The sequence below is a fragment of the Streptomyces orinoci genome, assembly GCF_003121295.1.
GTDB classification, from domain to species: Bacteria; Actinomycetota; Actinomycetes; order Streptomycetales; family Streptomycetaceae; genus Streptomyces; species Streptomyces orinoci.
In genome coordinates, this window is record NZ_PHNC01000035.1 from 97,463 (window position 1) to 117,882 (window position 20,420).

Genomic DNA, 20,420 nt, shown 5'->3' on the forward strand with positions numbered 1-20,420 from the left:
CCTCAGGCGTACGGGCTGTCGGCGCCGGCAGCGGCCGGACGCGGGGTACGGGCGGGGCAGCAGCCGACCGGGCACAGGTCATGGGACGGCCCCAGCGCGCCCAGCGCACAGCGCACCGGCCGCTCGCCGCGCTCGGTGGCGGCGCGCTCCAGCACCAGCTCGCGCACCGCGGCGGCAAACCGGGGATCGGCGCCCACGGTGCCCGCCCGGGCCACCGGCAGGCCCAGCTCCGCGGCCTTGGCGGTGGCCTCGGTGTCCAGGTCGTACCTGACCTCCATGTGGTCGGAGACAAAGCCGATCGGCACCATCACCACCCCCGCCGCCCCGGCGCGGTGCACCTCTTCCAGGTGGTCGCAGATGTCGGGCTCCAGCCAGGGAATGTGCGGGGCGCCGCTGCGGGACTGGTAGACGAGGTCCCAGGGGTGATCCACCCCGGTGCGCTCGCGGACCGCCGCCGCGATCGTGCGGACCACATCCAGGTGCTGGGCGACATACGCCCCGCCGTCCCCATGGCCCTCGGCGGGGCCGGAGGTGTCGGCGGCGGCGGTGGGGATGGAGTGGGTGGTGAAGGCCAGCCGGGCCTTGGGCCGTACCTCCTCGGGCAGTTCGGACAGCGCCGTCACCGTGGCGTCCACCATCGGCTCGATAAAGCCGGGGTGGTTGAAGTAGTGGCGGAGCTTGTCCACCCGGGGCACCGGCAGGCCCTCCCCGGCCAGCGCGGCCAGGGCGTCGGCCAGGTTCTCCCGGTACTGCCGGCAGCCGGAGTAGGAGGCGTAGGCGCTGGTGGCCAGGGTGAGCACCCGGCGGTGCCCGGCGGCCGCCATCTCCCGCAGAGTGTCGGTCAGATAGGGCGCCCAGTTGCGGTTGCCCCAGTAGACGGGCAGCTCCAGGCCGTTGGCCGCGAAGTCGGCGCGCAGGGCGGCCAGCAGGGCGCGGTTCTGCTCGTTGATGGGGCTGACGCCGCCGAAGAGGAAGTAGTGCTGCCCGACCTCCTTCAGCCGCTCCCGGGGGATGCCCCGGCCGCGGGTCACATTCTCCAGGAACGGGACGACATCGTCCGGGCCCTCGGGGCCGCCGAAGGAGAGCAGCAGCAGGGCGTCATAGGGGGCGGAGGGTGGCTGATCCGACATGGTTCGATCCTGCCACCCGGCACTGACACCCGCGGCAGCGGGCGGCTTCGCGCCCCGCGGCCGGCCAGGCCGCGCCCCTCGATCGTAAATGGGTATGCGACGAACGAATGTTCACTCGTAAGCTGTATGGGCCACTCACATCCCTTACGGCAACCTCGTCTCGTCATACGAATTCCTCAGCGCGGAGCCGTCTTGTCCAGTCCCTACAGCGCGATCTTCGCGGCCCCCGGCAGCCGGGGCTTCGCGGCGGCAGGCTTCGTCGGCCGGCTGCCGCTGTCCATGATGGGCATCGGCATCGTCACCATGATCTCCGAACTCTCCGGACGCTATGGGCTGGCCGGTGCCCTCTCGGCGGCCTTCGCACTGTCCGCCGCCGTGCTGGGGCCACAGGTCTCCCGCCTGGTGGACCGGCACGGCCAGCGGCGGGTGCTGCGCCCGGCCACCGCGCTGGCGCTGACCGCGGCGGCCGGACTGCTGCTGAGCGCCCAACAGCGCTGGCCGGACTGGACGTTGTTCGTCTTCGCGGCCGGGCTGGGCTGTGTGCCCAGTGTGGGCTCGATGGTGCGGGCCCGCTGGGCGGCCATCTTCGACGGCTCTCCGCGCGAACTGCATATCGCCTACTCCGCGGAGTCGGTGATCGACGAGATCGTCTTCATCGTCGGGCCCATTCTCTCCATCGGCCTGTCCACCGGCTGGTTCCCGGAGGCCGGTCCGCTGCTGGCGGCCTGCTTCCTGGCCATCGGCGTCTTCTGGCTCACCGCGCAGCGCGCCACGGAGCCGGTGCCGCACCCGCGTGGCGCGGGGGCCACGGGTTCGGCCCTGCGCTCGGCGGGACTGCGGGTGCTGGTGCTGACGTTCGTGGCCACCGGGGCGCTGTTCGGCTCCATGGAGGTGGTGACGGTGGCCTTCGCCGAGGAGCGCGGGCACAAGGCCGCGGCCAGCCTGGTGCTGGCGGTGTACGCGCTGGGCTCCTGTCTGGCGGGCACCGTCTACGGTCTGCTGGACTTCCACGGCGACCCGGCACGTCGCTGGCTGCTGGGCGTCTGTGCCATGGCGGTGAGTATGATCCCGCTCCAACTGGCCTGGAATCTGCCGTTCTTGGCCGTGGCGCTCTTCTTCGCGGGCCTGGCCGTGGCGCCCACCATGGTGACCACCGTGGCCCTGGTCGAGCAGCACGTACCACGCGCGAACCTGACCGAGGGCATCACCTGGACCAGCACCGGGCTGGCGGTGGGAGTGGCGCTCGGCTCGTCCGCCGCCGGCCTGGTGGTGGACGCCTCGGGGGCCGCGGCGGGGTACGCGGTGCCCGGCGCGGCGGGGGCGCTGGCGGCCCTGGCGGCGTTCCTCGGCTACCGCCGGCTGCGGCCGGCGCCGCAGGGGGTGGGGTCCTCCATCCCACGGGCAAGGGGAGGGGCTGGCGCACATGACGGAGACAGCGAGGACGAGCGCGTGGCATAACTGGGCGGGCAATGTCACCGCCCGCCCGGTGCGGTCGGTGGCCCCGGCCACCACCGAGGAGGTGGCCGGGGCGGTGGCCCGGGCCGCCGCGGAGGGACTGCGGGTCAAGGCGGTGGGCACCGGGCACTCCTTCACCGCCGCGGCCGTCACCGACGGCCTGCTGATACGCCCGGACCGGCTGACGGGGATACGCGCCGCCGACCCGGCGGCGGGCACGGTGACGGTGGCCGCGGGCAGCACACTCAGAGCACTGAACCAGGCGCTGTCCGGACGCGGTCTGTCGCTGACCAATATGGGCGACATCATGGAGCAGACCGTCTCCGGCGCGGTCAGCACCGGCACCCATGGCACCGGCCGGGACTCGGCCTCGATCTCCGCCCAGATCACGGGACTTGAGCTGGTGACGGCGGACGGCTCGGTGCTGCGCTGCTCACCCCGGGAGCACCCCGAGGTGTTCGCGGCGGCCCGGGTCGGGCTGGGGGCGCTGGGCGTCATCACCGCCATCACCTTCGCCGTGGAACCGGAGTTCCTGCTGCGGGCCCGTGAAGAGCCCATGTTCTTCGAGCGGGTTACCCGGGAGTTCGACCAACTGGCCGCCGAGAACGAGCACTTCGAGTTCTACTGGTTCCCCCACACCGACCACTGCATCACCAAGCGCAACAACCGCAGCCCGGGCCCGGCCGCCCCGCTCGGCCGGCTGGGCGCCTGGGTGGAGGACGAGCTGCTGTCCAACGGGCTGTTCGCCGCGGTCTGCGCGCTGGGACGGGCGGCACCCGCCACCGTTCCCCGCCTGGCCCGGATCACCGGCCGGGCGCTGTCGGCCCGCGACTACACCGATGTCCCCTACAAGGTCTTCACCAGCCCCCGCCGGGTGCGCTTTGTGGAGATGGAGTACGCGCTGCCCCGGGAGGCGGCCATGACGGCACTGCGCGAGCTGCGGACCGTGATAGAGCGGCGGGGCCTGCGGATCGGCTTCCCGGTGGAGGTGCGTACCGCCCCGGCCGATGACATCCCGCTGTCCACCGCCCAGGGCCGGGACACCGCCTATCTGGCCGTACACATGTACAGGGGCACCCCCCACCGGGCGTACTTCAGCGCGGCCGAGCAGATCATGACCGCCCATGGCGGGCGGCCGCACTGGGGAAAGCTGCACACCCGCGACGCGGCGTATCTGGCCGGGGTCTATCCGCGCTTCGCCGAGTTCACCGCGGTACGGGACCGGCTGGACCCGCACCGCGTCTTCGGCAATGACTATCTGCGCCGGGTGCTAGGAGACTGAGCCCTGGCCCGCCGTCCCGGCCGGCGGGGTCTGCGCCGCGCCCCCGGCCTGCCCCTCGGTACCGCCGTTCTTTCCATGGTCCGGGGTGCCGGTGGGGCCCGGGGTGGGCGGCGGGCTGGGCTTGGTGTCGCCGCTGGACGGCGTGGGCGAGGGCTTGGGGGTCTGCTTGCCGGTGTCCTGGCCGGGCCGGGAGGCGTCGGGGGACGGGGTCGCCGGCTCGTCCGTCTGCCCGTTCCCGCCGGCGGAGCGCTCGGGCCCCGGTGTCTCCTCCCCCGAGTCCGGCCGGTGCTCCCGCTGCTTCCCGGCCGGCTTCTCCGGCCGGATGATCTGGCCGATGGTGGTGCCGCCATTACCGTCCGCGCTGGAGCCCGAGGTCAGTTCGACCACCGTCAGGGTGCCCATGGCCAGGACGAACACCGCGCCGGCGGCCAGCAGCGAACGCTTCCAGCCACGCACCCGGGTGCCGTGCAGCGTGCCCTCGGAGTACTCCTCCCGGAATACGCCGGGGTACGCGCCGGAGTGCTCCCGCCGCTCGGACGCCTGGGGCATCGGCCGGGTACGGTCCGGGCCGGCCCCGGGCGGCACCGTGGCCTGAGCCTGCGCCGAGCGGCTGCGGGCCACCGCCCGGCCGGCGTCGCCCACCGGCACCCGGCGCATCCGTGGCCGCGCCGCCTGGGCGGTCGCTTCGCGTACCTGTTCGCCCGTACGTGTGAACAAGTGGTGAAAGACCGTGCTGCCGGTGGTGGCCACCACGCTGACGACGCCGGCGCCGATCACCGTTCCGTACACGCCGAGCTTGCCCGCCAGCAGGGCGGCGACCACCGCGGCCAGGGCACTGCCCGCCACCTGGGCGACGCTCAAGTCCAGGCGCCTGCCCTTGGCTTTTGCACCGCTTTCGGCTTTGTCGTCCATCTGATGCCTCTGTCGGACCTTTCATTCACTCTTGTAGCCAGAAGAGACATTCGAGCCTAACGAACAGTTCCGAATCCGGCGATTGTGTGAACCTCGCCACCCATGGGAAGGTCCTGGACGCACTACCGCGCACCCAACTCCCTTGGTGGACGTGAGCATCCATGGCGCGCCGATCCACCCCCAGTGGCCCGAATGGAGTACTGTGGCGAGCCCTGGCCCCGGTAACCCCGTCCGGCTGCCCGGACCCGACGGGAGGGGCCCGGGCGGCTCTCGCCCCGTCAACTCGGCAATGTTGTGGCAGGCTGCAACCCGGGCAGGCCACACTCGACCAGCGGAAGCAGCGACGCACGTGACGTCGGCAGGCACCACCCGGGAGGTCCCCATGCCCGAACTGCGTGTCGTGGCCGTCTCCAACGACGGCACACGGCTGGTGCTCAAGGCAGCGGACAGCACGGAGTACACCCTCCCCATTGACGAGCGGCTGCGAGCCGCGGTGCGCAATGACCGCGCACGCCTGGGCCAGATCGAGATCGAGGTGGAGAGCCACCTCCGCCCCCGCGACATCCAGGCCCGCATCCGGGCCGGGGCGTCCGCGGAGGAGGTCGCCCAGCTCGCCGGCATCCCCGTGGAGCGGGTGCGCCGCTTCGAGGGCCCGGTGCTGGCCGAGCGCGCCTTTATGGCCGAGCGGGCCCGCAAGACACCGGTGCGCCGTCCCGGCGAGACCACCGGCCCGCAGCTCGGCGAGGCGGTGGCCGAGCGGCTGCTGCTGCGCGGCGCCGAGAAGGACACCGCCCAGTGGGACTCCTGGCGCCGCGACGACGGCACCTGGGAGGTGCTGCTGGTCTATCGCGCGGCGGGCGAGCCGCGGGCCGCCAGCTGGAGCTACGACCCGCCCCGGCGGATCGTCTCTGCGCTGGACGACGAGGCCCGGGCGCTGATCGGCGAGAGCGAGGACGCGCCGGAGCCCAGCTTCCCCTTCGTCCCGCGCATCGCCCGGCTCCCCCGGGACCGGCCCCTGGACCGGCCGTCCCCGGTGGCCCCGGTCCCCGAGCCGGAGCCGGCCTCCGACGCTGCCTCCCCGGAGGAGGGCGGCGGCGAGCGCGACTCGCTGACCAGCCTGCTGGAGGCGGTGCCCAGCTTCCGTGGCGACATGGTGGTGCCGGACACGGCCGCGGCCACCGCCGAGACCCCGGCGGAGGCCGCCGAGACCGTGGAGCCGCCCGCCCCGGCGGCCAGCGCCGGCTCCGCCTACGCGGACGTACTGATGCCCCGCTCGGTCTCCGGGCACCGTGAGCGGCTGGTCGGCACCACGGACCGGCAGGCCGAGGCGGACGGCGTCCGCCCCGGCCGTCGGGCAGCGGTCCCCAGCTGGGACGAGATCGTCTTCGGCACCCGCCGCAAAAAGCAGGAGTAATCCGGGGGCGGTTCCGTCACGTGGGGGGCGCCCCCTTAGGGGCGCGGGGAACTGCGCGCCCAGCCCCCACCGGCCCGCACCCGACCAACCACCTGCCCCGTCGGGGGCGCGGGGAACTGCGCGATCAGCCAGAAACAGCCCGCACCCGAACGCGCCCCCTCCGGCTATGGAGCGCTGCTGGCGGGCCGCCCGGCCACAGCTGGGCAGCGGTGCCCCGTAGTGGCGGCCCCACACCTGCCGGTTGCATATGACATGCAGGCCGCCCGTGGCTGGTCGCGCAGTTCCCCGCGCCCCTGACAGGGGGCACCCCCAGCAACCACGATGCGCCCAGGCGGGGCGCTAGCCAGGCAGCGCACCGGTAGCGACAGGACGCCCCGCGTCCGCCGACCACTCGCTCCAGGAGCCCACATACAGCGCCGCCTCGAACCCCGCCACCGCCAGCGCCAGCACCTGATGCGCCGCCGAGACGCCGGAGCCGCAGTAGACACCCAGCTCGGTGTCCTCCGACGCGCCCAGCGCGGTGAAGCGCCCGGCCAGTTCCCGAGCCGGGCGGAAGCGGCCGTCTCCGGTCACGTTCTCGCCGGTGGGGGCGGAGACCGCGCCGGGGATGTGCCCGGCCACCGGGTCGATCGGCTCGGTCTCGCCCCGGTAGCGGTCCCCCGCCCGGGCATCCAGCAGCAGCCCCCGCCGGGCCAGCGCCGCCGCCCCGTCCGCGTCCAGCAGCGGCAGCGCCCCCGGCGCGGGCCGGAAGTCGCCCTCCGGGACGGACGGAACCTCGGTGCTCAGCTCCCCGCCGTCCGCCCGCCAGGCCGCGAAGCCGCCGTCCAGGACGCGTACCGAGGGGTGCCCCATATAGCGCAACAGCCACCAGGCGCGGGCCGCCGCCCAGCCCTGTCCGCTGTCGTACACGACCACCGGGCGGTCCGCGCCGACCCCGGCCCGGCGCATCGCCGCGCCGAACTCCGCGGTGTCCGGCAGCGGATGACGTCCCCGCGGCCCCGGCGCGCCCGCCAGTTCCGCGTCCAGATCGATGAAGACCGCGCCGGGGATGTGCCCGGCCGCGTACTGCTCCCGGCCGGAGGGGGCGGCCGGTTGCCGGCCGACGCTCAGAAAGGTCGGCTGCCAGCGGATATCCAGGAGGACCGGGGGCCGTTCCCCGGTCAACTCGGCTGCCAGTTCCGGTGTGCTGATGAGGGCATCCATGTCCGCCATCCTCGCGCAGTGCGCCGGACCGTGCGGAGGCACCCTGGCGGGCCGGCCCATGGCTCACCGATACTGGGCGGCAATGGCTTCGAAACGGAAGCGAAACGCGAATTCCGGTCTCTTTTCGCGGCAACCCGCGGGAACCAGTGACATCCGGCGCGGCCGGGGGGCGAGTCCCGGCGCGTGGTGCAAACATCTGCTCAGGCACCGTCCCGCACCACCCCGAGCGCCGCGCTCCGCAGGGGACGCGCGGCCACCACGATGGTCCGAGGAGATAGCGACGATGACCGAGGTAACTGGGCCCGCCCCGCGGCGGAACGACGGCCGGGCCCGGCCGGCACCGGGCACCCCGTGCTGGACCAGCCTCCTGGTTCACGACCTGGAGGCGATCAAGGACTTCTACCGGGGGCTGTTCGGCTGGAGCTACTACAGCCCCGGCCCGCGCCAGCTGGGCCCCTACGCCCGGGCGACCCTGGAGGGGCGTGATGTGGCCGGAATCTCCGAACTGACGCCCGACCGTCAACTTCCGGCCGCCTGGACCACCTATCTGGCGAGCGAAGACGCCGATGCCACCGCGGAGTGGATCCGCTGCTCCGGCGGCACCGTAGGGGTGGGCCCGCTGGCCGCCGCGCAGACCGGGCGGCTGGTGCTGGCCACCGACCCGGCAGGGGCGCCGTTCGGCATCTGGCAGGGCCAGGATCTGATGGGCCCCCAGCTGACCGGAGTCCCCGGCACCCCGGTCTGGCACGAACTGGTCACCCATGACGCCCCCGCCGCGGTCAAGTTCTACCGGGCGCTGTTCGGTTATGAGACCAAGCCGGCCGGTTCGCTGGACGCCGAGGCCGTGGTCCTGCTGCTGGACGGCCGCCCGGTGGCCGCCGTACGCGGCATCGGTGCGGCGCTGCTGCGCCCGCACTGGATGACCTATTTCGAGGTGACCGATCCGGACGCGTCCGGTGAGCGGGTGGTGGAGCTGGGCGGCCGGGTGCTGGGCCCGCCCCAGGAGGTGCCGGCCGGGCGGCTGCTGTGCGCGGAGGATCCGGAGGGGGCCGTGTTCACCCTGCTGCGGACGGAGAGTTAGCGGCGGCCGGCCGTGGCCCGGGTGCGGTCGGCCATGGTCTCCCAGAAGCCGTGCAGCTTGCGGACGGGTGTGCCGACCCAGGGCGGGGTGTGGCGGTTCACCGCGAACAGCCGCAAATGTGACTGGGGATGGAGCAGCGCCTGCTGCTGCCGGCAGAACGGTTCCTCGATCTCGGACCGCGGCTGGCGGCCCCTGGGCGGGTAAGGGCACAGCCGGAACCGGCAGTTGGCCAGACACATGCTGCCCGGTTCATCGGCCTCCGCCCGGCCGACGGTGAACTCCGGGTGCAGCGGGCTGCGGTCCCTGGTGAGACAGGGCGGGAGCGCCTCCTGGCCGGCCAGCTTCAGCCGCTCCTCCACCTCGTCGAACTTCCCGTCGCGCTGGGTGAGGTTGAGCATGATCAGGACATCGGCGATCAGCCGCTGGGCCCGCGGGTGGAGGATGCTCCAGCCCACCGAGGGGGCGATCCACAGATTGTGCTTGCGGTAGCGCTCCGGGTCGGCCGGCCGGGATCCCACATTGCCGATGGCGCCCTTCTCGTCGATCCAGACGAAGTGTTCGGGGTGCCCGGTCTCCAGGGCCAGGGTCACCAGATCACCGGCCTCGGCCACAAAGGGATGGATGACCTGCTCCTGACCGCCCTGGCCGGCCGCCGCCGGGTGTTCGGAGCCGATCAGGGAGAGCCAGTGCGCCACGGACTGCCCGGGGTCGGTGACGCCCCGTACCGCGTGGTCCTGGCCGTCCGCCGCCGCCCGGTGCCCACGGTGCCGTTCCCCCGCCCCGTCCCCGCCACCTTGTCCGATGGTGTCCGGCAGCGCCCAGAGGCAGAGCGCCTGGAGCAGATTGAGCTGGGCGAACCAGTATCGGCTGCGGCTGAGCATCTTCTCGGCCTGCTTCACCAGGTAAGTGCGGGTCTTCTCGGAGACATTGGCGTGCCGCCGCCTCCGGTTCGCCGCGCTCTTGAACCCCTGGGCCAGGGCGCTCTCCAGGGAGAGCGGCAGGTCGGGTGTGCCATGGGCGGGGTCCAGATGCCGCAGCCAGTAGTCGAGCCGCTCCTTGGCCTCGTCCCGGTACCGCTCACTGACCGAGCCCACCAGCATGGGAACCATCCAGGCCCGCATGATGAACTCGCGCCAGAGATCCTCTTTTTCCTCGTTGGTCCGGGCGATTCTCCCGTGCAGTTCCCTGACCCGGGAGTCCCTGGAGGTTTTCAGCAGATCCGCGTACAGCTTGTCCCGCCGGTCCTCCAGGCGCTGCCGCTCCAGCAGGAATTGCTCGACCGGGTCCTGGCCCGGGTGGTATCTCTCGATGAGCGCACGGTAGGCGTCATCGCCGCCGGCGCCCAACTCCTGCGCTATGGCCAGCCGGATGGCATGCGAGCCCTCGCGACGGCCGATCTCGAAGAGCGCGTGATAGTCCGGAGCCCGGCCCCGCTTCTCGGATTCCCGCAGCAACTCGCCGTACCGGCGCACCAGCTGGAGCTTCGCCTCGTCCAGAGTGCGCCGGTCATCATGGATCTCCGGCCACTTCCGCACCAGGCCGTCGGCGCCGTTTCTCCTTGAACGCCCCGCAATCCGGGCCGTCTCGGAGGGATCCGCCGCCATCGCACTGATTTCCAGCGCTGCGGTATAGAGATCCAGCGACTTGGCGTCATGCCGGTCATCCGCCACATCACGCAGCAGATTGGCCATCTCCCGGGCTCCGCTCCAGTATGCGCACTGCTGCTCCTCACCGGCCAGCCGGCAGCCCGCCCGGTTCCGCGACAAAAGAACCAGCGCTATCAGCAACTCCCGTCCGGGGCCCGGGCTTTGCAGCGCCGGACCGATCAGCCCGCGGGCCTGACGGTCGGGCATGCCGCGCAGCAGATGGAAACCCAGATATGCCTGGATGATGCTGTGCGGAAAGCGCACCTTGTTCTCATAGCTCATCGTCAGGCCGAGCTGCTGTCCGAAGGCCGCGTACCGGGCCAGCTCCTTATGGCAGCGGTACGCCTCCTTGCGCATTTCCTCGCCATTGGCACCGATCCTGGCGCACACCTGTTTCCGGATGGTCTCCAGCTGTCGCGGCGAAACGGCCGGACAGGACTCCCGCTGCCCGCCCCCGGCCGCCGGTGGCTCACCATGCCTGGTGAACTCGTCAAAAGTGACCTCCAGACTGTCCTGGAGCAGCCCCACACAGGCCAGCCCCGCTATCACCTCGACCGTCCGCTGCCTTTCCTCGGGGGCCATCACCACCTCTTCCTTCAGCCGCCCCTCCACCAGCGCCTGCCGCCAGGTCTCCAGCAGCAGCAGCCGCAGGCCCGAGCAGTCATGGCTGCGGGTGTCCAGCCGGTCCGGATGGCGGCGCAGCGCCAAATGCTGGAGACAGCCGTGCTGTTGCAGCATCCTGGCGATCTGCATATAGATCGGCGACTGCGCCACATTGGCGGTCTCCACGATCCAGTCCAGGCGGCGTTCATCGACCTCCGCCGTGTTCTTCAGCAGGAATTCCAGTGCCGCCTCCTCGCTCAGCGGCTCAAGCTCCATGATGGCCGCCGGGGCGCTCTCCAGAGGCGCGTGCGGGCGGGAGGCGATGACCAGCGGCAGTTCCTGCCGGCAGGCGCGGTCGATGGCCCGGCGGATGATGTTGTCACGGTCGTCCCGGTGCTGCTCGTCCTGAACGGCCTCTTCCAGACCGTCGGCTATGACAACCACCTTGTCGTCAAGCCGCAGTTGGCGCCAGGTCCGTTCCGCCTGGGCGCTGGAGAGAACGCTCTGGTCCGCCAGCTCCATAAAACGGCGCTTGGCCAGCTGCTCGAAGTTCAGCTCGCCATCCATGGCGGAATCGCGCAGCTGAATGGGCACGGGTACCGCCGACTGCTCCGCCAGCAATTGCGTCAACTCCACCAGGACGGCGGTCTTTCCGGCTCCCACCCCGCCGATCAGCAGATACGGCTTACGGGTTCTGCGGTCGCGCAGCGTCTCGGCGATGACCTGCGCAAGTTCCTCGCGTCCCACCACCTGGTCCACGATCGTCCCCGAGGTGGGAACCAGATCGTGCGGATCCTTCCTGGCCTTCTCCACCACCGGTTTCTTGGTCTTGCGATACCAGAAGATCAGGAAAAGCCCCAGCACAAAGGCGGTCACCAGAAACGGCCCGACAAAACGGCTGACCGTCTGGAACCACTGCTCCTTCTGAAGCTTGGTGAACCCGGGAGTATCGCGGATGGCCTCCTCGATCCACAGCAGCAGCGCGAGCGTACCCACGATGGCATAGGCATGCACCAGCCAGGTGAAGGACGGCCGGAACCGCCGCCAGCTGCGGTTGGGAACGATGCTGCGCCGCGCTTCCCACCTGGTCCTGGCCGTGCGCCAGCGATAGCGGGCGTCCTGGGTGAGGAGGGAAAGGACCCGCCGGGGATAGAGCGTGTACCAGGGCGCGTTATGCGGTCGTTTCTTGCCTTCCGGATGCCGGACGACCTTGATCATCGCTCCGCTCCCTCATGCTTGCGCCTGGTACGGGTGGGAGCGCTGCCGCGCAATTCCATGGAAGCACGGCGATGAATGATCGCAACCCGGCGAGGGCCGGCTACTCCCCGGCGTCCACCGGCAGCACATCCGGCGACAGCGCCGCCGCCCACCGGCTCGCTTCGTTGGGCCCAACCTGCCTGGCTTGTCGGTGACTTGCTTCAAACCTCAAGGGACGGCCAGACTATTTAGCTATGCAGCTGGATAAGAGCGCCGACGAATCTCCCATAGTCTTCCGGCTGGATGCCAGGTCCGGTGTCCCGCCGTACCTGCAACTGGTGCAGCAGGTGGAGCAGGCGCTACGGCTGGGGCACCTGCGGATCGGCGACCGGCTGCCTAAGGTCAAGGAAGTGGTGGCCGCGCTCGCGATCAACCCCAATACCGTGCTGAAGGCCTATCGCGAGCTCGAGCACAAGGGGCTGGCCGCCGGCCGGCCGGGCCAGGGCACCTTCGTCGAGGGAACTCTCGGCAGCATCGGCCTGCGAGAACAGACTGCATTGCGCAGGAGGCTGGAGCGGTGGCTGCGTGACGCGACCGAGGCCGGGCTGGACGACGAGGCCATCGCCGCCCTGGTCAACAGCACGCTTCAGCAGCACCGCTCCCGGAACGCCGCCTGATCACACCGTCAGGCCACCCGGCGGCGCACCCACCACAGCGTGGCGGCAGCGAAGGCCATCGCCACCACCAGGGTGCCGCCCGCTTCCATGGCCTGGAACGCCCAGAAGCGGTTCGCAGGCTGGTAATGGCCCCAGAGCGTATAGGTGTGGGTCTTCACGTACTCCGCCATATTGGCCCCACTGCGGAGCGCGGCGTCGTACTGATCCCTCCAGTGCTCGATGGTCATGCTGTGCCCGTGCGAGTCCACCAGCCATTTGTCCATCAGCCAGCCGGTCCTGGGGCCGAGGTCCTGGTACGGGCGTCCCACCGGCGTCATCAGGTGTCCCCGGATCCAGTCCGCTGAGGTGTACCAGAGCCCGATGTAGGTGGCGAGCGTGGCCGCCATGGCCGGCACCGTACGACGGAGCACGGCACCGAAGAACGCTCCGGCCGCGAAGGCGGCCAGCGAGCGGGCGGCGAATACCAGGCCGTCGACCTCGTAGTAACTCCTGGGCCGCATACGTGATTCCAGCGTGGCGAGGGGGGCGTCCCACCAGTGGATCAGGGCGCTGAACGCTCCCGTCATCACCACGATGGCCAGGGCCAGCAGAAGCATCTTGGAGGCGAGCCACCTGGTTTTGCCCATGCCCTGGGTCCAGGTATAGCGGTAGGACCCGGTCTCGAACTCGCGGGCCAGCAAGGGGGCTCCGACGAAGGCGCCGATCACTCCCGGCATGAACGTCAGCAAGAAGATGGGGTACGTCCATGTGCTCACCGAAGCGATGAGCTCGTCGGCGTTGCGGCTGCATATCCCGTCGTCGTACTGCGTGCAGGCCGCCAGATGCATCCGGTCGAAATCGGAGTGCAGCCGAAGACCGCTGATCAGCAAGGCGATCGCGAACGCCGCGAGCGCACCGGTGACCGCCAGCAGAGCGGCCCGGTGCTGACGCCAGGTGACCCAGGTCATGGCGCCCCTGGGCAGCCGGAACTGTTTCTCGTCGAAGGCCACAGCCATCGTGCTCACGCCCACGCCCCTTTGGACTCAGCGGCGGCGGTGGCGGCCGGCCGCGGACCCGGCAGGACGCTCGCCGACGGTTCACGCAGATATGCCAGAACGAGTTCTTCCAGGCCGACGCCGTGCGACTGCCAGCCGGGCGGCAGCGGTTCGCCGCTGCCGGCCCGGACCAGGAGCTGCGTCTGGGCCGCGGCCCACTGCTGGCGTACGACCGGCAGGGACGCGGCCAGCGCGCCCGCCTCCTCGGCGGGACCGGCCAGCACCTGGTGGCTTGCGGTCAAGTCATCCACATCACCTGCGACTTGGACGCGGCCACCGGACAGCACGATCAAGTGATCGCAGACGTTTTCCAGTTCCGCGACGACATGCGAGGAGAAGACGACCGACAGGCCGTCGGCGGCCACCGCCGCCATCAGTGCCGACATGAACTCATGGCGGGCCAGCGGATCCAGGGCAGCCAGTGGCTCATCCAGGATCAGCAGATCCGGGCGCTTGGCCAGCACCAGCGCCAGGGCCACCTGCGACTGCTGTCCGCCCGACAGCTTGCCGACCTTGCGGTCGAGCGGGATGTCGCGTTCCCGCAGGCGCTCAAGCGCAAGGGCGTTGTCCCAGCGGCGGTTGAGGTTCCTCCCCACCCTCAAGGCGTCCTCGACGGACAGGTTCCGGTAGAGCGCGGTGCTCTGGGCCATAAAGCCAACCCGGTCCAGCGCATCCTGCGACCCGGGGCGACTGCCGCCCAGCACCGTCACCGTGCCACTGGTCTGCGACATCAGACCCACGGCAAGGTGCAGCAGAGTGGTCTTGCCGGAACCGTTCGGTCCGACCAGAGCGACAACCCGGCCTGCGGGCAGGGCGAGCGTGCAGTCCTCCAAGGCCCAGCGGCGCCCGTAACGCTTGGCGAGCTTCAAAGTCTCGATGACGTTCACGCGACCGCCCCCGCAGGACTTGCCCATTTATCTAATTCCATAGATATGGACTGTAAGGCGGCGCCTTGCCGTACACAAGGTTTGCCGACGCCAAGTACCGCTCGCCTGGCTGGACTTGACGTATCGCTGACTCTCGACGGCGGAACCCATCGCTCCGGAAATCAGCGGAGCGCCCGGCCCCCTGCACCGAACAGGGACCCAGGCGCTCCGAGTCTTGCGGTTCTGAGCCACACCGGTGCCGGGGTGGCGGCTACACAGGTCAGCCCGATGTAATCGGCAGCACATCAGGCGACAGTGCTGCCGCTCGCGCTGTCGCGCTCGTCATCCGCTTGCGATGGTGCCGGCGGCACAGGACCTCGTACCCGACGACCTCCGCGGCCACGCCCACGTCCCCCACCACAACCTGCTCGCCCTCGACCACCATCTCGCCGCCCACCGTGCGGGCGTTGTGGGTGGCCCGGGCACCGCACCAGCACATCGCCTCGACCTGCAATGTCTCCACACGGTCGGCCAGTTCGATCAGCCGCTGGGATCCGGGGAAAAGCTTGGTACGGAAGTCAGTGGTGATACCGAAGGCGAACACATCAAGGTCCAGATCGTCCACGATCCGGGCCAACTGGTCTATCTGCCCCGGCAGCAGGAACTGGGCCTCATCCACCACGACATAGTCGACCTTGCCACCCCGCGACATGCTCTCCACCACAAAGACGTAGAGATCCAGCTCCGGCGTCGCCTCCACCGCCTCGGTGACCAGGCCCAGCCGCGACGACAGCTTGCCCTCGCCCGCCCGGTCGTCCCGGGTGAAGATCAGACTCTGCAGACCACGAGCCGAGCGGTTATGGACAATCTGGAGCGCGAGAGTTGACTTCCCACAGTCCATCGTCCCAGAGAAAAACACCAATTCGGACATCAGGACGACATCGCCTTTCGCGAAGAACAACGGCAGGGGCACCCGGCACACGCAACGACGGAAGGTCCCTGCGCAACTCCGGCCCCGGCACGGCCGGCAGAGGGTAGATACCCAAGAAAATGGGTGCTCTTTCCCCAGTCCATGGTTCCGGAGAAGAACACCGGCTCGGGCATGGGAAGGCCAACGCCTTTCGTTCGTAGAGGAGTTCGCAAGCGGCGGAAGCGGCAGGAGCGGCGGTCACCCGAAGGGGCCGCTTTCAGGAGCGTACTTCCAGCAGGGGCACCAGTTGCTCGACGGGGGTCATCGAACCGTGCAGGCCCACCATGGCCGACTCATTGGGTTCGGTCTCGGTGGCCACGATGGCGATGTCATCCCGCGCCGCGGCGACCACATCGCCGATCCTGGCATGGACCCGGTCGTCCACCCCCTGGCCGGGCGGCCCGAACCAGCCCGCCTCGATGGCCTCGTCGCGCCCCGCGACCCACATCTGCTCGCCGAGTACCTCACGCCACACGGTCAGTACATCCTCGGCGGCGCCCGGCACGGCGTACACATGGCGGGCCCGCGCCTCCCCGCCCAGCAGGGCGACCCCGGCGCGCAACTCCCAGTCCTCGTCGAAGTCGATCCGGGCCTCGGGGGTGAAGGGAATGTCGATCATGCCGTGGTCGGCGGTGATGTACAGCGCCGAACGGGGCGGCAGTTGCTCGGCCAGGCGCTGGGCGAGCAGATCGACATACATCAACTGCCCGCGCCATTCCTCGGAGTTCACGCCGAAGCGGTGGCCCTTGCCGTCCACCTCGCTGTAGTAGGTGTAGACCAGCGTGCGGTCGGCGGCACCCAGCCGCTCGGCGGCCAGGTCCATCCGCTCCTCGCCGGAGAGCCGGCCGAGGAAGGTGCCGCCGCTGAGCGCGATCTTCGTCAGCGGGGTGTGCTGGAAGTCGGGCGCCGAGACCTGGCAGGTGCTCACCCCGGCGGCGTCCGCGAGCTGGAAGACGGTCGGATAGGGCTGCCAGGCATGCGGGTCGGTCCATGGCCGCCAGCGCAGCTGGTTCATCAGCGCCCCGGTGGCCGGGTCGGCGACCGTATAGCCCGGCAGACCGTGCACCCCGGGCGGCAGCCCGGTGCCCACCGAGGCCAGTGAGGTCGCGGTGGTGGAAGGGAAACCGGCGGTCAGCGGTGTGCCGGTGCCGTTCAGCGAGCTGCCCAGCAGGGAGTGCAGAAAGGGTGCCTCGGCCGGGTGGGCGCGCAACAGCTCCCAGCCCAGGCCGTCGATCAGGAAGACACAGACCCGGTCGGCGGGCGCCAGCTCCAGGCCGGAGGCCAGGCCCGGTACGCCCAGGCCGGCCGCCACCGAGGGCAGCAGATCGGCCAGCGAGCCGGTGCCATAGCGCGGCAGCGGCGCGGAGCGCGGGTCCAGCGGCGCGGGCTCCGGCCAGGCCGAACCCGCGGTGAGGGGATGGGACATCAGCGGGCGGTCGCCTCGGAGAGCGCCTGGGCGAAGGCCAGGGTCTGCCGGACGCTGTCCGGCCCGTCGCCCGCCTCGCTCACCCGCAGGCTGAGGTCGTCGGCGGTGGAGGAGCCGGTGTAGCCGTGGTCGGCGTCGCAGTTGGGGTCGCCGCAGGCGGCCGGCTCCAGGTCAATCCGGGAGACCGCGCCCCAGCCGATGGTGAGCACCACCTCACGGGGCAGGGTGCCCGGGGTGTACGACTCGGGGTTGGCCACCACCCGGCTGAGCACCACCGAGGAGATCTGGTCCAGCTTCACCGACTCGGTGGAGGTGGTGGCGTACGGGGAGGGAGAGGTGTTGTCGGCCGCCTGCTCATCGGTGTGGCTGACGATAAACCGGGTGCCGGTGAGCACCAGGACCGTCACATGGCGGCGGACCTCGTTGGAGTCGAAGGTGGTCTCCTGGTGGACCAGGTACGACACGACCGGCTCGCCGCCCACGGCCGCCTCCACGGCCTCGGCTACAAGGGCCGGGTAGTAGCCGCTGCGCTCGATCGCCGCGCGCAGCCCCTGGGTCGTCGTACCGGTCTTCGCCATACGCCCATCCTACGGGGCGTACGGAGTCCGGCCGCCGCCCGTGCCATGGCGGGGGCGCCCCCGTAGGGGCGGGGGGCGGGTTCATATGCGGCTCCGCCGCGGGGGCGCGACCAGCCACAGACGGCCCGCACACAACAAGTGACCTCGTTACAGGGCCGCTCACCGCTTCAGTACGACGGCAGACTCCGCGGACCAAGATCGCTGCGTGGTGGGGGTGGTGCCAGCCGGATGGTGGCGCCCAGTACATGGACGCCGTGCTGGGCGACGATCACCGGCTCCAGGTCGGCGCCCACCACCTCGGGGTGGTCGTCCACCAGCCGGGACAGCCGCAGCAGCAGTTCCTCCAGGGCGGGGGTGTCCACCGGGGCGGAGCCCCGCCAGCCGAACAGCAGTGGTGCGGTGCGCACGGCGCGGACCATTTCGGCGGCGTCCCGGTCGGTGGCCGGGATCAGCCGGTGCGCGGTGTCGCCCAGCAGCAGCGAGGGGGCCCCGGCCAGGCCGAAGGTGAGCACCGCCCCGGCCGCCGGGTCGATGGCGGCCCGTACCACCGTGTCCACCCCGCGCGGGGCCATCGACTGGACCACCAGCCGGGTCTCCGAGGGCTTGCCCAGCAGCTCGGTCAACTCGGTGTAGGAGCGGAGGAGTTCGGCCTCACCGCCCAGGTCCAGGCGGACGCCGCCGAGGTCGGCGCGGTGGCGCAGATGGGGGGCGGTGGGCTTGAGGGCCACCGGGAAGCCCAGGCGGTGGGCGGCGGCCAGGGCGCTGTCCGGGTCGGGGGCGGGCAGGGCGGGCAGTACCGCGATGCCATAGCGGGCGAGCAGCCGCTGGGTGTCGGCGGCGGAGAGGGTGACGGCGGTGGGGCCGGTCGCGCCATGGGCCTTCAGCAGCACCTCGATGTCCTCGGCGGCGCCCGCCCGGTCGATGTCCTCATAGCCGGGGACGCGGCCGGGGTTCTCCTCGGTGCGGCGGCGCCAGGCCGCGTACCGGGCGGCCTCGCCCAGGGCGCGGGCCGCCCGCTCGGCGGCGGGGTAGGCGGGCAGCCGGACGTCCGGGCCGGGGGCGGCCAGCGCCTCGGCCAGGCCGGGGATCTCCAGGTGCACCACGGCGACCGGCTTGGCGGCGCCGGCCTCGGCGACCGCCCCGCGCAGTGCGGCGGCGAGCTCGGCGGGCGGGGAGCCGTCCACCCAGGGGATGGCGGTGACCAGCAGGGCGTCACAGCCCTGGTCGGCCAGGGCCCGGCCGATGGCGCGCCGGAAGTCGGCCGGCTCGGCGGCGGTGGTCAGATCGAGCGGCCGCAGCGGGCGCAGGCCGGCGGACAGACAGGCGTCATAGCTGAGCAGGTTGAGGGATTCGGAGTTGCCCAGGATGGCGACCCGGCCGCCGGCCGGCAGCGGCTGGCCGGCCAGCAGCAGCCCGGTGTCGGCGAGTTCGGTGACGGTGTCCACCCGGCAGACACCGGCCTGCCGCAGCAGGTCGGAGACGGTGGCGTCGGGGACCCGGATGGTGGGCACGGCATGCCCGGCGGGGGCGGCGCCGCCATGCCGGGCGCCCTTGACCACCACCACCGGTTTACGGGCGGCGGTGCGCTTGGCCAGGCGGCTGAACTTCCTTGGATTGCCGATGGATTCGAGATACATCAGCACCACATCGGTGGCCGGGTCGTCGTGCCAGTGCTGGAGGAAGTCATTGCCGGAGACATCGGCGCGGTTGCCGGTGGAGACAAAGGTGGACACTCCGGCCAGGCCGGCGCCACGGCGGTGCAGCTCGGAGAGCAGGGCTATGCCGATGGCGCCGGACTGGCTGAACAGGCCGATCCGTCCGGCGGTGGGCAGTTGGGGGGAGAGGGAGGCGTTGAGGCGGGTGTCCGGGGCGGTGTTGATCAGGCCGAAGGAGTTGGGGCCGATGACCCGCATACCATGGGAACGGGCCTGGCGGACCAACTGCCGCTGGCGCTCGCGCCCTTCGGGGCCGCTCTCGGCGTATCCGGCGGTGAGCACCACCAGCCCCTGGACGCCGTGCTCACCGCAGTCGGCGACCACCGAGGGCACCTGGTCGGCGGGGACGGCCAGCACGGCCAGATCGACGGCGCCGTCGATCTCGGCCACCGAGCGGTGGGCGGGCACTCCTTCCGGCTCCAGCACCGAAGTGCCTTCGGCAAAGGCCCGGTTGACGGCATACACCCGCCCGGTGAAGCCGCCCGCGAGCAGATTGCGCAGCACGGTGCGGCCCATGCCGCCTTCCCGGCGGCCGACGCCGATCACGGCCACCGAGCCGGGGGTGATCAGGCGCTGCACCGAGCGGGCCTCGGCCCGCTGCTCCCGGGCCCGCTGGACGTCCAGGGAGCGGTCGGTGGGCTCCAGGTCCAGCTCCAGGCGGACCACGCCGTCCTCGAAGCTGCGCTTCTGGGTGTAGCCGGCATCCGTGAACACCTTGATCATCTTGGTGTTGGCGGGCAGCACCTCGGCGGCGAACCGGCGGATGCCGCGCTCCCTGGCCACCGCGGCGATGTGCTCCAGCAGCGCCGAGGCCACGCCCCGGCCCTGGTGGGCGTCCTGCACCAGAAAGGCGACCTCGGCCTCCTCGGGGGCCACCCGGTCATAGCGCACGGTGGCGATGAACTCGCCGCCCACGGTGGCGGCCAGCCCGACCCGGTCCACATAGTCATGGTGGGTGAAGCGGTGCAGGTCACGGTCGGAGAGCCGGGGGTGGGGGGCGAAGAAGCGGTAGTACTTCGACTCGTCCGAAACATGCTCATAGAAGTCGGCCAGCCGCCGGACGTCCTCGGGGGTGATGGGACGGATCTGCGCGGTGCCGCCGTCACGCAGCACCACATCGGCTTCCCAGTGGGCCGGGTAGACATGCTCGGGCGGCGTCTGCATGGGGCCAGCGTACGGCCCGGCACCGACACCCGCCGCGGGCCGGACGGCCTTCGCCGAGCACCATCCG

Annotated in this window: 15 protein-coding genes; 5 read left to right on the forward strand and 10 right to left on the reverse strand. The window is 71.2% G+C overall.

Annotated elements, in window-relative coordinates; genetic code table 11:
* Positions 1-2: 2 nt before the first annotated feature.
* Complete coding sequence (locus tag CV755_RS31725) at positions 3-1,130, reverse strand: ferrochelatase (protein ID WP_109284102.1); 1,128 nt, start codon at positions 1,128-1,130, stop codon at positions 3-5.
* Between the two features lie 192 nt (positions 1,131-1,322).
* Here CV755_RS31725 and CV755_RS31730 point away from each other — a divergent pair, with 192 nt between their 5' ends.
* Together CV755_RS31730 and CV755_RS31735 are read left to right on the forward strand one after the other, a co-directional pair.
* Positions 1,323-2,588 carry an MFS transporter gene (locus CV755_RS31730; protein WP_109284104.1) on the forward strand — a complete coding sequence of 422 codons (1,266 nt, stop codon included), beginning with the start codon at positions 1,323-1,325 and terminating at the stop codon, positions 2,586-2,588.
* Complete coding sequence (locus tag CV755_RS31735) at positions 2,554-3,867, forward strand: D-arabinono-1,4-lactone oxidase (protein WP_109284105.1); 1,314 nt, start codon at positions 2,554-2,556, stop codon at positions 3,865-3,867. Before CV755_RS31730 ends, CV755_RS31735 begins: the two co-directional genes overlap by 35 nt.
* Here CV755_RS31735 and CV755_RS31740 read toward each other — a convergent pair.
* Positions 3,856-4,779: a hypothetical protein gene (locus tag CV755_RS31740; protein ID WP_109284107.1), complete on the reverse strand. Its 924-nt coding sequence runs from the start codon at positions 4,777-4,779 to the stop codon at positions 3,856-3,858. The two genes, CV755_RS31735 and CV755_RS31740, sit on opposite strands and share 12 nt — an antisense overlap.
* Before the next feature lie 349 nt (positions 4,780-5,128).
* On the opposite strand from CV755_RS31740, the gene sepH reads away from it, so the two are divergent.
* Positions 5,129-6,193 carry a septation protein SepH gene (sepH, locus tag CV755_RS31745; RefSeq protein WP_109284109.1) on the forward strand — a complete coding sequence of 355 codons (1,065 nt, stop codon included), beginning with the start codon at positions 5,129-5,131 and terminating at the stop codon, positions 6,191-6,193.
* Between the two features lie 339 nt (positions 6,194-6,532).
* Here sepH and CV755_RS31755 read toward each other — a convergent pair whose 3' ends face one another.
* Positions 6,533-7,396 (reverse strand): sulfurtransferase, encoded by an 864-nt coding sequence (locus tag CV755_RS31755; protein WP_164503334.1) that lies wholly within the window; start codon positions 7,394-7,396, stop codon positions 6,533-6,535.
* A 283-nt stretch (positions 7,397-7,679) separates the two neighbouring features.
* On the opposite strand from CV755_RS31755, the gene CV755_RS31760 reads away from it, so the two are divergent.
* The gene (locus tag CV755_RS31760; protein WP_109284115.1) at positions 7,680-8,477 is read left to right on the forward strand and encodes a VOC family protein; all 798 of its coding nucleotides are present in this window, start codon (positions 7,680-7,682) and stop codon (positions 8,475-8,477) included.
* Here CV755_RS31760 and CV755_RS31765 read toward each other — a convergent pair.
* Positions 8,474-11,944 (reverse strand): NACHT domain-containing protein, encoded by a 3,471-nt coding sequence (locus tag CV755_RS31765; RefSeq protein WP_109284117.1) that lies wholly within the window; start codon positions 11,942-11,944, stop codon positions 8,474-8,476. The two genes, CV755_RS31760 and CV755_RS31765, sit on opposite strands and share 4 nt — an antisense overlap.
* 233 nt (positions 11,945-12,177) lie before the next feature.
* On the opposite strand from CV755_RS31765, the gene CV755_RS31770 reads away from it, so the two are divergent.
* A complete protein-coding gene (locus tag CV755_RS31770) occupies positions 12,178-12,600 on the forward strand; it encodes a GntR family transcriptional regulator (protein ID WP_109284119.1) in 423 nt (140 codons plus the stop codon).
* Between the two features lie 8 nt (positions 12,601-12,608).
* On the opposite strand, the gene CV755_RS31775 is transcribed toward CV755_RS31770, so the two are convergent.
* The 6 genes from CV755_RS31775 to CV755_RS31800 form a co-directional block, all read right to left on the reverse strand.
* Positions 12,609-13,604 carry a hypothetical protein gene (locus CV755_RS31775; protein WP_153068781.1) on the reverse strand — a complete coding sequence of 332 codons (996 nt, stop codon included), beginning with the start codon at positions 13,602-13,604 and terminating at the stop codon, positions 12,609-12,611.
* The gene (locus tag CV755_RS31780) at positions 13,601-14,521 is read right to left on the reverse strand and encodes an ABC transporter ATP-binding protein (protein ID WP_241561524.1); all 921 of its coding nucleotides are present in this window, start codon (positions 14,519-14,521) and stop codon (positions 13,601-13,603) included. The genes CV755_RS31775 and CV755_RS31780 overlap by 4 nt, the downstream gene beginning before the upstream one ends.
* A 259-nt stretch (positions 14,522-14,780) precedes the next feature.
* Entirely contained in the window at positions 14,781-15,431 is a 651-nt protein-coding gene (locus CV755_RS31785) for a thymidine kinase (RefSeq protein ID WP_109284321.1), read from the reverse strand.
* 256 nt (positions 15,432-15,687) lie between these two features.
* The gene (locus CV755_RS31790) at positions 15,688-16,896 is read right to left on the reverse strand and encodes an alkaline phosphatase family protein (RefSeq protein ID WP_109284124.1); all 1,209 of its coding nucleotides are present in this window, start codon (positions 16,894-16,896) and stop codon (positions 15,688-15,690) included.
* The gene (locus CV755_RS31795; RefSeq protein WP_109284126.1) at positions 16,896-17,474 is read right to left on the reverse strand and encodes a DUF5998 family protein; all 579 of its coding nucleotides are present in this window, start codon (positions 17,472-17,474) and stop codon (positions 16,896-16,898) included. The genes CV755_RS31790 and CV755_RS31795 overlap by 1 nt, the downstream gene beginning before the upstream one ends.
* 167 nt (positions 17,475-17,641) lie before the next feature.
* The gene (locus CV755_RS31800; protein WP_109284128.1) at positions 17,642-20,353 is read right to left on the reverse strand and encodes a bifunctional acetate--CoA ligase family protein/GNAT family N-acetyltransferase; all 2,712 of its coding nucleotides are present in this window, start codon (positions 20,351-20,353) and stop codon (positions 17,642-17,644) included.
* Positions 20,354-20,420 lie beyond the last annotated feature (67 nt).

Excerpts from the sequence above, each read along its gene's own strand:
- CV755_RS31725 (WP_109284102.1), bottom strand. The coding sequence starts at position 1,130 with ATGTCGGATCAGCCACCCTCCGCCCCCTATGACGCCCTGCTGCTGCTC.
- CV755_RS31735 (WP_109284105.1), top strand. The coding sequence starts at position 2,554 with ATGACGGAGACAGCGAGGACGAGCGCGTGGCATAACTGGGCGGGCAAT.
- CV755_RS31740 (WP_109284107.1), bottom strand. The coding sequence starts at position 4,779 with ATGGACGACAAAGCCGAAAGCGGTGCAAAAGCCAAGGGCAGGCGCCTG.
- CV755_RS31755 (WP_164503334.1), bottom strand. The coding sequence starts at position 7,396 with ATGGATGCCCTCATCAGCACACCGGAACTGGCAGCCGAGTTGACCGGG.
- CV755_RS31760 (WP_109284115.1), top strand. The coding sequence starts at position 7,680 with ATGACCGAGGTAACTGGGCCCGCCCCGCGGCGGAACGACGGCCGGGCC.
- CV755_RS31765 (WP_109284117.1), bottom strand. The coding sequence starts at position 11,944 with ATGATCAAGGTCGTCCGGCATCCGGAAGGCAAGAAACGACCGCATAAC.
- CV755_RS31770 (WP_109284119.1), top strand. The coding sequence starts at position 12,178 with ATGCAGCTGGATAAGAGCGCCGACGAATCTCCCATAGTCTTCCGGCTG.
- CV755_RS31785 (WP_109284321.1), bottom strand. The coding sequence starts at position 15,431 with ATGTCCGAATTGGTGTTTTTCTCTGGGACGATGGACTGTGGGAAGTCA.
- CV755_RS31790 (WP_109284124.1), bottom strand. The coding sequence starts at position 16,896 with ATGTCCCATCCCCTCACCGCGGGTTCGGCCTGGCCGGAGCCCGCGCCG.
- CV755_RS31795 (WP_109284126.1), bottom strand. The coding sequence starts at position 17,474 with ATGGCGAAGACCGGTACGACGACCCAGGGGCTGCGCGCGGCGATCGAG.
- CV755_RS31800 (WP_109284128.1), bottom strand. The coding sequence starts at position 20,353 with ATGCAGACGCCGCCCGAGCATGTCTACCCGGCCCACTGGGAAGCCGAT.